The following is a 14,950-nucleotide window of genomic DNA, read 5'->3' as shown; positions in this document are numbered from 1 at the left end:
CGCAACGAGGAGCCGCAACGCCGCACGGCAGCGCTCCCCTTTCAGAGACATGGACATCAGGAGGCCGGTCCCGCTCGGGGCCGGCCTTTTCTACGTCAGGCGTTGCTTAGCGGCCCATTTGAACCAAGAAATACATGCTAAAAGTTGTGAGACATGGATAAATATGCAACTGTCCCGTGAATATGGAGAACAATTAATGCGCGAAAATGTCGGCTTCATGTTCGTGTTATTGTCATTCCGCTGGGCTACACGTACCGTCATGTTGTGGTGGACTGCATTGTCGCTGAGTGGGGGCGGAGGCAGGAGTTCATCGCCGGCGAGATGGGCCGCATCTGTTGCGCTGACCGTGGTGATAGACGGTGGCGATGAATAGAACGGTGTTGGTTACTGACGCTCATCGGTGCTGGCGGCGGGTTCGACGGTCCCTTCCCCCATATTTGTGCGGTTCTGCAATCTGACAGGCTCGGAACGATCCGCTTTGCAGCGGGCGGCTGAGCTTGGGGGTGGCCGTTGCTGGGACGGCTGCCGATGATTTGGCTGGGATTTGGGCTTGGGGGCCTTTTATGATCGTCGCACTGTCTGGACGCAAAGCCCTGAAGCGGGCTTTGCTGGCTGCCACCTGCCTTGCCGGCCCGTTGGCGCTCGATCTTGGCGCCTCCAGGGCAGCGTGGGCGCAGAATATTTCCTGCTCGGCCTCCTTTTGCGGGACCGATGGGGCCACCTGGTGGACGGGCGCCAGCAATGGCTCCGGCGGCTGGAACAGCAATGACGACAGCGACAATGGTGGCGCCGGCGGGACGGGCGGCATCGTCTCCGTGCAAAACCACAGCCAGCTGAATTGGGCCCTTTATGCCGAGTCGCCCGGCGGTCCCGGCGGTTCCGGCGGCGATGCGGGCTGGGACAGCGGCAGCAATGGCGGCGCGGGCGGGCAGGGCGGCACCGCGACCGCCATCAATTCCAGCGTCATTTCCGTCGGCGGGACCATCGGTCGGTCTGGCCTGACGGCGCAGGCCAATGGCGGCGCCGGCGGCATGGGGGGGAATTCCTCGACCTGGGCGGGCGCTGGCAATGGCGGCAATGGCGGCAATGGCGGCACCGCCAATGCCACCAACACCGCCGGGGCCTATATCCTCATCAATACCAGCGGCAATGGCATGGTCGCCACCAGCGACGGTGGCGCCGGCGCTGCCAATCTGGATACGGCCCGGCCCGGCAATGGCGGCAATGGCGGCGTGTCCAACGTCACCAATTCCGGCACCATCACCACCAGCTCGCAAGGCGCCTTCGGCATCCAGGCCACCAGCCTCGGCGGCAGCGGGGGCAGCGGTAACCCGTCCTCCGGCGCCGGCAACGTGGGCGGGACCGGCGGCACTGGCGGCACGGTGAACATCACCAATGATGGCGCCATCACCACCTCCGGCACCTACGCATCCGGTATCGTCGCCCAGGTGGATGGCGGCGCGGGTGGCGTGGGCGGCAGCACCGGGCTTGGCGATGCAAGTCCGGGCGGTGCCGGCGGCAATGGTGGCATCGTCAACATCACCAATAACGGCAGCATCGCCACGTCCGCCGCCTCCGCCTTCGGCATTTGGGCGTCGTCCAGCGGCGGCACCGGCGGCAATGGCGGCACCGCCTTCACCGATGCGTCGGGCGGCGTGGGCGGCAATGGCGGGACGGTGAACATCACCGCCAACGGCACCATCACCGCGCTGAATGCGCCCGCCATCGGCGCCTCTGCCAATGGGGGCACCGGCGGAAATTCGGCGGACGACGTGGGCGCGGGCAATGGTGGGCGCGGCGGCGTCGTCACTGTCAATGCCAACCTCTCCCCCTCGGCCGGCGGCTACACCACCACGGGGGCGTCCGCGCCCGCCATCTACCTGACCGCCAATGGCGGCACCGGCGGCATTGGCGGCCCCGGCGGCTGGGGCGGCGCCGCCAATGTGGCGACCGCGAACATCACCGGCACTCTGGCCACCAGCGGCAGCCAGTCGCCGGGCGTCTATGCCCTCAGCAATGGCGGCAATGCCGGCGCCAATGTGGGGTCGACCACGGGAGCCGGGGCGGGTCCCGGCTGGGCGACCGTGGTCACCCTCGGCAATGCCGCTGGCGCGACCAGCAGCATCACCACGGTGGGGTCGAGCGCGCGGGGCATCGACGCGGAGGCCGTCGGGGGCACCGGCGCACCCGGCGGCGCCAATGGCGGGGCCTTCTCCTATACCGGCTATAATGGCGGGGCGGGCGGCAATGGCGGCACCGTCTATGTGGGCACCTGGTCCAACACCACCATCGTGACCCAGGGCGCCGCCGCCGCCGCCATCTATGCCCTCAGCCAGGGCGGGGCCGGCGGCACGGGCGGCGAAATGGTCGGCTCGGGGACCGGCGGTGTCGGCGGCGCGGGCGGCGGCGGCAATTATGTGACGGTCAATCTGGGCGGCGCCTCGGTGATCTCCACCACCGGCGCCAATGCCTATGGCGTCTTTGCGGAAAGTTCCGGCGGGGCCGGCGGCGCCGGCGGCGAGGCCACGAGCGGCGTGTCCGAAACGGGCGGGGCCGGCGGCGCGGGTGGCGGCCCGATGACCTGGAACAGCGCCAACACCCAGTATCAGGTGGCGGTCACCAATTACGGCACCGCGGTCACCACCGCAGGGGACTACGCCTTCGGCATTTTCGCCGTTTCCAATGGCGGTTTCGGCGGCAATGGCGGCACGGCCGATTGGACGGTGGATCATAATGACGGTGATGCCGGGGCGGGTTCCGCCGGCGGCAATGTCCTGGTGCAGCTGAATGCCGGCAGCATCACCACCGCCGGCTATGAGGCCTTCGGCGTGGTGGCCACCTCCATTGGCGGTGGCGGCGGCAATGGCGGCTCGTCCGATGGCTGGTGCCTGGCCGTCTGCGTGACGGTGGCCGGCAATGGCGGGCTCGGCGGCAATGGCGGTCTTGTGACCGTCACCAACATGGCCACCATCAGCACCACCGGCACCGGCGCATCGGGCATCCTGGCGGTCAGCGTGGGCGGCGGCGGCGGCAATGGCGGCGAAGCCTCCTCCAGCTCGGTGAGCGTTGGCCCCAGCGTCAGCGTGGGCATCGGCGGCAATGGCGGCCCGGGCGGCAATGGCGGCACGGTCCAGGTGACCAATAACGGCACCATCACCACGGCCGCCATGGATGCCCCGGGCATCCTCGCCCAGAGCATCGGCGGCGGCGGCGGTGGCGGCGGCCAGGCGAGCGCCAACGCCTTTTCGGTCGGATATGGGGAAGTGCCGGCCATCAGCCTGTCCGTGGCGGTGGGCGGCACGGGCGGCACGGCGGGCGAGGGCGGCGCTGTGTGGGTGACCAACAACGGCACCGTCACCACGCTCGACAGCCAGTCCGCGGCCATCGCCGCCTACAGCATTGGCGGCGGCGGCGGCACGGGCGGCAATGCCACCGCCAGCAGCTATACCTATGGCAAGACCCCGCAGGTTTCCGTGGCCACGGCGGTGGGCGGAAATGGCGGCGGCGGCGGTGTCGGCGGCACCGTGAATGTGGTCAATACGGGCACCCTGTTCACCAATGGCTATTCGGCGGACGGCATCCTGGCCATGAGCATTGGCGGCGGCGGTGGCAATGGCGGCCTCGGCACGGCCGCGCTGTCCACCAGCTTGCCCTCGTCCCTGGGCCTTCTCAGCCATATCCCGGTTTCCACCGGCACCAGCGGCGGGGTCTCCGTGGGCATCGGCGGCCAGGGCGCTGGAGGCGGCGACGGCGGCGCGGTGACGGTCACCAATTCCGGCACCATCACCACCCTGGGCACCGACGCCCGGGGCATTTTCGCCCAGTCGGTGGGCGGCGGCGGCGGCACGGGCGGCGCCGGCCAGGGCAGCGGCAGCGACACCTACACGGTCAATGTCTCCGTGGGCGGCGCCGGCGCGGGTGGGGGCGTGGGCGGTACCATCCTCGTCACCAACCAGACGGCCGGCACCATCAAGACCAATGCCGACGGAGCGCATGGCATCTTCGCCCAGTCCGTTGGCGGCGGCGGCGGCAATGGCGGTTCGGGCACGGCGGATTCCGGCGACAGTTTCATGGATTCCACCATTGGCGACGAGACCAAGAATGGCATCATCTATCTCGCCAAGTCCTGGATCATGAACAACCTGCCGAACTTCTCCAAGAGGCTCGGCGTGACGGAGAACAAGTGGCCGGGCATCACCGTCTCCGCCAATGTGGGCGTGGGCGGCAGCGGCGGCGCCGGCGGGGACGGCGGGGCCGTCACGGTGACCAATGCCGGCAACATCCTGACCGTCGGGGACGTGGCCTTCGGCATTTTTGCACAATCCATCGGCGGCGGTGGCGGCACCGGCGGCGCGGCGACGGTGGCCGGTGGCGAGATCGCCAATGCCAGCGTGGGCGTGGGCGGCAGCGGCGGGGCGGCCGGCTCCGGCGGGATCGTGACGATCAACAACACCGGCAACATCGCCACCTCCGGGCATTCCGCGTTCGGCATCCTCGCCCAATCGGCGGGGGGCGGCGGCGGCGTGGGCGGCCTGGCCACCGATCCGCAGACCTTCTCGCTGGACTTCGCCGTGAAGGTGGGCGGCGCAGGGGCGCAGGGCGGCGGACTGCAGGGGGGCACGGTGACGCTCACCAATGGCGGGTCCATCTCCACGCAGGGAGAGGAGGCGCACGCGCTGGTCGCCCAGAGCGTGGGGGGCGGCGGCGGCATCTTCTTCCTCAATGAGGGCACGCCCATCGACATCACCGGCGTGAACGCCGATGTGGACGCGGCCATTGACGCCATGTTGACCGCGCTGAACCAGACGGCGCAGGCCTCCAACATCGATCTCAACGCTCTGTTGGGCCAGTTGCAGACCCAGCTGGACAATGCGTCTGGCACGGTCACGCTGACGCTTGGCCTCCAGCAGAGCGTGCCGGGGATGAGCAATGGCGGCGCGGTGACCGTCAACCATTCGGGGGCGATCTCCACCTCCGGCAATGGCGCCATGGGCATTCTGGCGCAGTCCATCGGTGGCGGCGGCGGCTTTGCCACCGATGGCGCGGGCTCCTCGGCCAGCATTTCGCTCGGCAGCGGCAGCTCCATGGGCGGTGGCCTCGGAAATGGCGGGGCCGTCACGGTGTCCCTGGCCAGCGGGGCGACCATCGTCACCTCCGGCGCCGGCGCCGCGGGCATCCTGGCACAAAGCATCGGCGGCGGTGGCGGCTATGCGGGCATGTGGGATGCGCTGGGCTTCAGCTACAGCGCGCTCATGTCCGGCACCATGGGCGTGGGCAACGGCGGGCTCGTCACCATCACGGCGCCCGCCGGGAGCGGCACCACCAGCATCGTCACCAATGGCATGTCCGCGCACGGCATCTTCGCCCAGAGCCTGAGCGGCGGCGGTGGAGCGGTGTCGGATATCTCCGGGCTGATCGTGCCGACCACCAGCGGCAATACCGCCCGTGCGCCCAATGTGTTGTCGATCTTGCAAGGGGGCGAGCAGAGCTTTACCCAGGCCAAGGGCGTCAGCATCAATTATACCGGCAACATCTCCGCCACCGGCGAAAACGCGGTGGGCATCTTCGCCCAGAGCGGCACGCAGGGCACGTCCGGCGCCATCTTCACCCCGAGCGGCACCATCGACATTACGTTCGCCGGCACCCTTGTCGGCGGCAGCTATGCCGGCGCGGCGATCCAGGTGGATGGCGGCCTTGCCAATACCATCAACCTCATGGGCGGCAGCACGGTGAGCGCCCTGTCCGGCACCAGCGTGATCGCCACCGGCAGCGGCAGCACGACCTTGAACAATTATGGCACGCTGCTGGGCGGCATCGACTTCAGCCAGGCCGGGACCGGGTCCGCCTTCAACAATTACGGCGCCTTCTATAGCGGCGGCAGCACCTTCAGCTCGGCCGTCAATCTCGGCACCGCCACCTTCACCAATGCCGGGGTGCTGAATTCCGGTGGCCCGGGGGTGCTGGCGACCACGCAGATCAACGGCAACTTCATCCAGGCCCCGACCGGCACCCTGGTGGTGGACGTGAACAAGACGGGCACGCAGACCACCGATCTCTATACGGTGTCCGGCACGGCGAAGCTGGGCGGGCAGATCCAGTTCAATGCCACCGGCACCCTCTTGCCCGGCACCTACACCTTCCTGACCGCCAACCAGGGCATCAACGCCAACGCCACCATCGCGGCCTCGCCGCTGAACGTCATCACCTGGATGGTGAGCAGCGATCGCTCGCCCGGCAGCACCACCTCCGTGAATGTGAATGGCGCGCTCCAGCTGAGCGTGGCGCCGCAGGCCAATTTCCAGCCCACCGGGGTCAGCCTGACCCAGAGCGAGCAGAATCTGGCCCAGCACCTCCAGGCGTCCTGGGGCAATTCGGACGCCACCCAGGCCGCGACGTTCGCCACCCTGGCCGGCATTTCGACGCTCGCCAACTACCAGTCCCAGCTCGACAGCCTCTCGGCGGAAGAGAACAATGCCTCGGCGGTGTCCCAGACCACCGGCGCGCGCACCTCGATGCATGCGTCCTTGAGCTGCCCCGCCTTCTCGGGCTCCTCCGCCATGCTTCAGGAGACCGATTGCGCCTGGGCGCGGGTCATCGCCGGCCGGGCGGAGCAATATTCCACCGCGCAGGTCAACGGCTACACCATCGACAGCCTCACCTACCGCATTGGCATGCAGCGGGAGATCGCCGAGGGCTGGTTCCTCGGATCGACGCTGGGCTTTACCTCCTCGAACTTCAATCCGGCAAACGGCTATTCCAGCGCGGACGGCCAGGCGGGCGATGTCGCGGTTTCGCTGAAGCGCCAGCTTGGCCCCTGGCTGCTGTCGGTGACCGGCCATCTCGGCTTCGGCAGCTATGACAATGAGCGCTATGTGAGCCTTGGCAATGCCACCTGGCTCGCCGAGAGTTCCTCGGAAGTGGTCACCCTGGGCGGCCGCTTCCGCGCGGCCTATGAGTTCGCCTTCGACAATTGGTACGTGAAGCCCTACGCCGACTTCGATGTGATCTACACCTACATGCCCGGCTATGCGGAAACCGGGGCCGGTGGCCTCAACCTGCAGATGGCGTCCATGAAGGAGTGGACCTTCGCCTTCAGCCCCAATGTGGAAATCGGCGCGCGGGTGGACCTCAGCAAGGAATACTGGCTGCGGCCCTACGCCACCGTCGGCATGACCTTCCTGTCCAATGACAGCATGGATGTGCAGGCGACCTTGCAAGGCGTGGGGGCCAATGTGCCCGCCTACACGTCCTCCCAATCCATGCCGGACACCCTGGTGGATCTGGGGGTGGGCGTGCAGCTCTACCACGTGAAGGGCTACGAGCTGCGCGGCGAGTACAAGGCGCAGATCGGGCAGGACTATCTGGCCCAGGAGTTCAGCGCCCGGCTCGCCATTCCCTTCTGATCGGGCGGCCGCTCCGCGAACGGAGGGGCGGGCGGGCGCAAGGCAGGGCGGCCCTCGTCCCGGTGCGCCAGGGGATGAGACCCTTGCATCCGAGGCGCTCCTCCTATATGGAGGCGCCTCCCTTGGGGGCGTCCTGCGCCTTCGGGGAAGTGCGGCCGGGAGGCATTCCGGTCGCGGCGTGGGAGGTGAGGCGGGCGTTTCGCCACGCACCTCCAATATCCAGACCACGCAATCCTGGCCGGCTGGCCCGCATCCGCGGGCTATTCGGCGTTTCACGGGAGCTAGAGATGGCGAAGAAGATTACCGGTTACGTCAAGCTGCAGGTTGCGGCTGGCAGCGCCAACCCGGCGCCGCCCATCGGCCCGGCGCTCGGTCAGCGCGGCCTGAACATCATGGAATTCTGCAAGGCGTTCAATGCCGCCACGCAGAAGGAAGAGAAGGGGATGCCCATCCCCGTCGTGATCACGGTCTACCAGGACCGTTCCTTCACCTTCGAGCTGAAGACCCCCCCGGTCTCCTACTTCCTCAAGAAGGCCGCCGGCCTTGAGACGAAGAAGAAGCCCGGCTCCGGCTCCAAGACCCCCGGCAAGGGTGCGACCGTCGGCAAGGTGACCCGCGCCCAGATGGTCGAGATCGCCGAGAAGAAGATGAAGGATCTGAACTGCGACACCGTTGAGGCCGCGCTTCAGATGATCGAAGGCTCGGCCCGGTCCATGGGCCTCCAGGTTCAGGGGTGAGCATCATGGCGAATCACGGCAAGCGCGTCCGCGCCACCCGCGAGGGTATCGATCGCACCAAGCTCTATTCTCTGGATGAGGCGCTCGCCCTCCTGAAGGAGCGTGCCACCGCCAAATTTGACGAGACCATCGAGGTCGCGATCAACCTCGGCGTGGACCCCCGCCATGCGGACCAGATGGTCCGTGGCGTCTGCAACCTGCCCAACGGTTCGGGCCGCACGGTGCGCGTGGCGGTGTTCGCCCGCGGCGCCAAGGCGGACGAGGCGAAGGCCGCCGGGGCTGACATCGTCGGCGCCGAGGACCTGCTGGAGACCATCCAGGGCGGCACGATCGACTTCGATCGCTGCATCGCCACCCCCGACCTGATGCCGCTCGTCGGCCGCCTCGGCAAGGTGCTCGGCCCGCGTGGCCTGATGCCGAACCCGAAGGTCGGCACCGTGACCATGGACGTGAAGGGCGCCGTCGCCGCCGCCAAGGGCGGCGCGGTGGAGTTCCGCGTCGAGAAGGCCGGTATCATCCACGGCGGTATCGGCAAGGCCTCGTTCGAGCAGGACAAGCTGGCCGAGAACATCCGCGCCTTCGTGGACGCGGTTGTGAAGGCCAAGCCCACCGGCGCCAAGGGCACCTATGTGCAGCGCGTGGCGGTGTCCTCCACCATGGGCCCGGGCATCAAGGTGGAGCCGTCCACCGTGCTCGTCGCCTGATTGGCGCAGAATCGCCTGCGGGCGATCGGACGAGAAAGCTTGAAAGGCCGGGCCCTGCGCCCGGCCTTTCTGCATTCGGGGCCTGCAAGGGGCGCAAAGGAAGGGGCCTTGCCCGCGCGGGGTGAAATCGTGCCGCCGCAGGCGTTTGCGCCTCCTTTTCAGTGGCTCCCCCGAACCGGAGCGGGGGTCTGGCGGCTGTAACAGGACGGCTTCCGCGTCAAGAGAAAAAAGTGCGGGAGGGCGTGACAAGCCGGCCTTGACCTTATATACACCCTGTTCCCGCGTTGCCGAGAGGCGAGGCGGGTTTATGGCTTCCACGCCGGAGACGGCGTCGGAGGGGCTGGAAGGGTTCGCCCTCCCGGCCTTTATGTTCGTCTGAATCTCAGGTTTCGGCCAGGGACGCAGGCGGGCAGAAGTCCTGTCCGAGACTGCGGGCGCCACGCTTCACGCGTGGCTTAATCCTCGCCAGACCTTCCGCCCGGAAGGTCCCCTGGAGGGCCAGCATAGACGGGGAAGACGGATTTCGCGCGGCAGCCTCGAGCTTGCCGCAACAGATCGGTTCGAACCAGCACCTTGTGGCCGGTGACCCGGATCCGAGGGGACAGGGCATTGAGCGTCGCGCGTTCCGCGAGCGGCATGTCCAACATTGGGCACGTCACTCTCGTGCGGGCGGCAAGGTGCAACCGGTGGAGCCAGTCTCTGGTTCCGCCACAGGCTTAAAGAGAGCCAGACGTGGATCGAGCGGAAAAACAAGAGCTCGTCACGACGCTCGCCGAAGTGTTCAAGACCACTTCGGTCGTCGTGGTGGCCCACTATTCCGGCCTCACCGTGGCCCAGATGTCGAAGCTTCGTCGACAGATGAAGGCCGAGGGTGCGACCGTGAAGGTGGCGAAGAACCGCCTCGCCAAGATCGCTCTGGAAGGCTCCGACGTCGCCCATGTGGCGTCCCTTCTGAAGGGACCCACCATCATCGCTTATTCGAGCGATCCGGTGGCGGCGCCGAAGGTTGCCGTCGAGTTTGCCAAGGGTAACGACAAGTTCGTCATCCTCGGCGGCGCGATGGGCAAGACGGCCCTCAATGCTGACGGTGTGAAGGCGCTCGCCACCATGCCGTCCCTTGACGAGCTGCGTGCGAAGCTGGTCGGCCTCATCCAGGCCCCGGCTACCAAGATCGCCCAGCTCACCACGGCGCCGGCTGCGAAGCTCGCGCGCGTGTTTGGGGCCTATGCCAAGCAGGACGAAGCCGCGTGAGGCGGTTGGATCTCGCAAACCTGAATTTCGAACCTATCTAGAAAGAAACGACAATGGCTGATCTGACCAAGCTCGTTGACGAGCTGTCCTCCCTGACCGTTCTCGAGGCCGCTGAGCTTGCCAAGCTCCTCGAGGAGAAGTGGGGCGTTTCCGCTGCTGCCGCCGTCGCGGTTGCGGCTGCCCCCGGCGCGGCTGCTGCCGCCCCGGCCGTCGAAGAGCAGACCGAGTTCACCGTGGTGCTCGCGGCTGCCGGCGACAAGAAGATCGAGGTCATCAAGGAAGTCCGCGCCATCACCGGCCTGGGCCTCAAGGAAGCCAAGGATCTCGTCGAAGGCGCGCCCAAGCCCGTCAAGGAAGGCGTGTCCAAGGACGAAGCCGAGAAGCTCAAGGCCCAGCTCGAGAAGGCTGGCGCCAAGGTCGAGCTCAAGTGAGCTTTTGAAAGTGGGCGGCCCCGGTTTCCGGGGCCGCCTGTTTCGCCGTTCATGGACGGCGGATGGGACGAGGGGGACGGCTCTCCGGACGGCCTGAAGGGGCAGGCGGTCCGGAGAGCCGTCGCGGCTTGGAAAGGGATGGCGCTTCGCCCCCACCTTTCCGGCCGGACGGTGTGGGGTCGATGGGCCGGCACGGCTGCTTTCCTTGCAGGAGAGCGTCCAGGAGGGCCGGACCCCAAGGACCAGGACGGACGAGGATCGAGATGGCGCAAACGTTCACCGGTCGCAAGCGGATCCGCAAATTCTTCGGCAAGATCAAGGAAGTCGCTGAGATGCCGAACCTCATCGAGGTTCAGAAGGCGTCCTATGACCAGTTCCTGCAGATCGAAGAGCCGAAGGGCGGGCGCGCGGACGACGGTCTCCAGGCCGTGTTCAAGTCGGTATTTCCCATCTCCGACTTTTCCGGCGCCGCCATGCTGGAGTTCGTGCGCTACGAGTTCGAGCCCCCGAAATATGACGTGGACGAGTGCCGCCAGCGCGGCATGACCTTTGCTGCCCCGCTGAAGGTCACCCTGCGTCTCATCGTGTTCGATGTGGACCCGGACACCGGCGCCAAGTCCGTCAAGGACATCAAGGAGCAGGACGTCTACACCGGCGACATCCCGCTCATGACCATGAACGGCACGTTCATTGTCAACGGCACCGAGCGCGTCATCGTCTCCCAGATGCACCGTTCGCCGGGCGTCTTCTTCGACCACGACAAGGGCAAGACCCATTCCTCGGGCAAGCTCCTGTTCGCGGCGCGCATCATCCCCTATCGCGGGTCCTGGCTCGACATTGAGTTCGACGCCAAGGACATCGTCTATGCGCGCATCGACCGTCGCCGCAAGATCCCGGTGACGAGCCTGCTCTATGCGCTCGGCCTCGACGCGGAAGAGATCCTGGATACCTTCTACCAGAAGATCCAGTATTCCCGCGCCAAGGACGGCTGGCGCATGCCGTTCGATCCCAAGCGGATGAAGGGCTACAAGGCCGTCTCCGACATGGTGGACGCCGACACCGGCGAAGTGGTGGTCGAGGCCGGCAAGAAGCTGACCGTGCGCGCCGCCCGCCAGCTGGCCGAGAAGGGCCTCAAGGCCCTCAAGATCTCCGACGAGGAGATGATCGGCCAGTATATCGCCGAGGACCTCGTGGACGCCGCCACCGGCGAGATCCATGCGGAAGCGGGCGACGAGGTCACCGAGAAGCTGCTGAAGCTGCTCGAGGAGACCGGCTATAACGACATCCCGATCCTCGACATCGACCACGTGAACACGGGTGCCTACATCCGCAACACGCTGTCGGCCGACAAGAACATGACCCGCGAGGATGCGCTCTTCGACATCTATCGCGTGATGCGCCCGGGCGAGCCGCCGACGCTCGACAGCGCCCAGGCCATGTTCCATTCGCTGTTCTTCGACGCCGAGCGCTACGATCTGTCCGCGGTCGGTCGCGTGAAGATGAACATGCGCCTGGACCTGAACTGCCCCGACACCGTGCGCGTGCTGCGCCGCGAGGACATCCTCTCGGTCATCCGCACGCTGGTGGAGCTGCGCGACGGCAAGGGCGAGATCGACGACATCGACCATCTCGGCAATCGCCGCGTGCGCTCGGTCGGCGAGCTCATGGAGAACCAGTACCGCGTCGGCCTGCTGCGCATGGAGCGCGCCATCAAGGAGCGCATGTCGTCCGTCGACATCGACACCGTGATGCCGCAGGACCTCATCAACGCCAAGCCGGTTGCGGCGGCGGTGCGCGAGTTCTTCGGTTCCTCGCAGCTGTCGCAGTTCATGGACCAGACCAACCCGCTGTCCGAGATCACTCACAAGCGCCGCCTCTCGGCGCTTGGCCCGGGCGGTCTGACCCGCGAGCGGGCGGGCTTCGAGGTGCGCGACGTGCACCCGACCCACTACGGCCGCATCTGCCCCATTGAGACTCCGGAAGGTCCGAATATCGGCCTCATCAACTCGCTGGCGACCTTCGCCCGCGTGAACAAGTACGGCTTCATCGAGGCCCCCTACCGCAAGGTGGTGGACGGGCACGTGACCGACGAGGTGGTCTATCTCTCCGCCATGGAGGAGGGGAAGTACTACGTCGCGCAGGCCAACATCCCGCTCGATGCCAATGGCAAGTTCGAGGAAGACCTGGTGGTCTGCCGCCATGCGGGCGACGTGCTCCTGGTGTCACCCGACCGCGTCGACTTCATGGACGTGTCGCCCAAGCAGCTGGTGTCGGTGGCCGCGGCGCTGATCCCGTTCCTTGAGAACGACGACGCGAACCGCGCGCTCATGGGCTCCAACATGCAGCGTCAGGCCGTGCCGCTGGTGCGCTCGCAGGCGCCCCTCGTCGGCACCGGCATGGAAGCCGTCGTGGCCCGCGATTCCGGCGCCGCCATCGCCGCCCGCCGCACCGGCGTGGTGGACCAGGTGGACGCCACCCGTATCGTTATCCGCGCCACGGAAGAGACCGACGCCTCCAAGTCCGGCGTCGACATCTACCGGCTGATGAAGTTCCAGCGCTCCAACCAGTCCACCTGCATCAACCAGCGTCCGCTGGTGCGCGTGGGTGACCAGGTGCGTCGCGGCGACATCATCGCCGACGGCCCGTCCACGGAGCTGGGCGAGCTGGCCCTGGGCCGGAACGTGCTCGTCGCCTTCATGCCCTGGAACGGCTACAACTTCGAAGACTCCATCCTGCTCTCGGAGAACATCGTCAAGGACGACGTGTTCACCTCGATCCATATCGAGGAGTTCGAGGCCATGGCCCGCGACACCAAGCTCGGGCCGGAGGAAATCACCCGCGACATTCCCAACGTCTCGGAAGAGGCGCTGAAGAATCTCGACGAAGCGGGCATCGTCTATATCGGCGCGGAAGTGCGGGCCGGCGACATCCTGGTGGGCAAGATCACCCCCAAGGGCGAGAGCCCGATGACGCCGGAAGAAAAGCTCCTGCGCGCCATCTTCGGCGAGAAGGCCGCCGACGTGCGCGACACCTCGCTCCGCCTGCCTCCGGGCACGACGGGCACGGTGGTGGAAGTGCGCGTGTTCAACCGCCACGGCGTCGACAAGGACGAGCGTGCGCTGGCCATCGAGCGCGAGGAGATCGAGCGTCTCGCCAAGGACCGCGACGACGAGCAGGCGATCCTGGACCGCAACGTCTATGGCCGTCTCCTGGAGATGCTCTCGGGCAAGCCCGGCATTGCCGGTCCCAAGGGCTTCAAGAAGGACACGGAGATCACCAAGGAGCTGCTGGGTGACACCCCGCGCTCGCAGTGGTGGCTGTTCGCGGTGGCCGACGACACCCTCATGGGTGAAATCGAAGCCATGCGCGCCCAGTATGACGAGTCCAAGAAGCGCCTTGAGCAGCGCTTCCTCGACAAGGTCGAAAAGCTCCAGCGTGGCGACGAGCTGCCTCCGGGCGTGATGAAGATGGTCAAGGTCTTCGTCGCGGTGAAGCGCAAGATCCAGCCTGGCGACAAGATGGCCGGCCGTCACGGCAACAAGGGCGTGGTTTCGCGCATCGTCCCCGTGGAAGACATGCCGTTCCTTGAGGACGGCACCAACGTGGACATCGTGCTGAACCCGCTCGGCGTGCCGAGCCGCATGAATGTGGGACAGATCCTCGAAACCCATCTGGGCTGGGCCTGCGCGGGCCTGGGTCGCCAGGTGGCGGCGGCGGTCGATGCCTATTATGCGGCGCACGACGAAGCCAAGCTGCGCGGCGCTCTGGAGAGCGTCTACGGCAAGGCCGAGATCGAGCCCTTGAAGCAGAACGAGCTGATCGAGCTGTCGGAGAACCTGCGCAAGGGTGTGCCCATGGCCACCCCGGTGTTCGACGGCGCCCGCGAGGCCGACATCGAGGCGCAGCTGGAGAAGGCTGGTCTCAACCCGTCCGGCCAGTCCACCCTCTATGACGGACGCACCGGCGAGCCCTTCGACCGTAACGTGACGGTCGGCTACATCTACATGCTGAAGCTGCATCACCTGGTGGACGACAAGATCCACGCCCGCTCCATCGGCCCCTACTCGCTCGTCACCCAGCAGCCGCTGGGCGGCAAGGCGCAGTTCGGTGGCCAGCGCTTCGGCGAAATGGAAGTGTGGGCGCTGGAGGCCTATGGCGCGGCCTACACCCTCCAGGAAATGCTCACCGTGAAGTCGGACGACGTGGCCGGCCGCACCAAGGTCTACGAGGCCATCGTGCGCGGCGAGGACACGTTCGAGAGCGGCATTCCGGAAAGCTTCAACGTGCTGGTGAAGGAAATGCGCTCGCTCGGCCTCAATGTCGAGCTGGTGAATTCCAAGACCGGGCGCAACGTCGCCCCCGGCACCCGCGAGAACCTGCCCGCGGCCGAATAAGGCCGCGTTCATCCAAGGGCGCAGGCGTCG

At 66.9% G+C, this 14,950-nt stretch carries 6 protein-coding genes; all 6 read left to right on the top strand.

The genetic code is table 11. The features are described from left to right. The first annotated feature begins 563 nt into the window (after window positions 1-563). The gene (locus ACT54L_RS06635; RefSeq protein ID WP_476084755.1) at window positions 564-7,403 is read left to right on the top strand and encodes a hypothetical protein; all 6,840 of its coding nucleotides are present in this window, start codon (window positions 564-566) and stop codon (window positions 7,401-7,403) included. Between the two features lie 287 nt (window positions 7,404-7,690). Further along, complete coding sequence (gene rplK, locus ACT54L_RS06630) at window positions 7,691-8,140, top strand: 50S ribosomal protein L11 (protein WP_476084754.1); 450 nt, start codon at window positions 7,691-7,693, stop codon at window positions 8,138-8,140. Between the two features lie 5 nt (window positions 8,141-8,145). Beyond that, window positions 8,146-8,844, top strand: coding sequence for a 50S ribosomal protein L1 (gene rplA, locus ACT54L_RS06625; RefSeq protein ID WP_476084753.1), 699 nt, complete (start codon window positions 8,146-8,148; stop codon window positions 8,842-8,844). A 732-nt stretch (window positions 8,845-9,576) separates the two neighbouring features. Continuing rightward, the gene (gene rplJ / locus ACT54L_RS06620; RefSeq protein WP_209104659.1) at window positions 9,577-10,095 is read left to right on the top strand and encodes a 50S ribosomal protein L10; all 519 of its coding nucleotides are present in this window, start codon (window positions 9,577-9,579) and stop codon (window positions 10,093-10,095) included. A 53-nt stretch (window positions 10,096-10,148) separates the two neighbouring features. Then, window positions 10,149-10,526 carry a 50S ribosomal protein L7/L12 gene (gene rplL, locus ACT54L_RS06615; protein ID WP_209104658.1) on the top strand — a complete coding sequence of 126 codons (378 nt, stop codon included), beginning with the start codon at window positions 10,149-10,151 and terminating at the stop codon, window positions 10,524-10,526. A 263-nt stretch (window positions 10,527-10,789) separates the two neighbouring features. Continuing rightward, window positions 10,790-14,920 (top strand): DNA-directed RNA polymerase subunit beta, encoded by a 4,131-nt coding sequence (rpoB, locus tag ACT54L_RS06610; protein WP_476084752.1) that lies wholly within the window; start codon window positions 10,790-10,792, stop codon window positions 14,918-14,920. The last annotated feature ends 30 nt before the right edge of the window (window positions 14,921-14,950 follow it).

It is taken from the genome of Aquabacter sp. DMC10 (genome assembly GCF_056314145.1).
The sequence above is the reverse complement of the archived record's forward strand: the minus strand, read 5'-3'. Positions and strand labels throughout refer to the sequence as shown.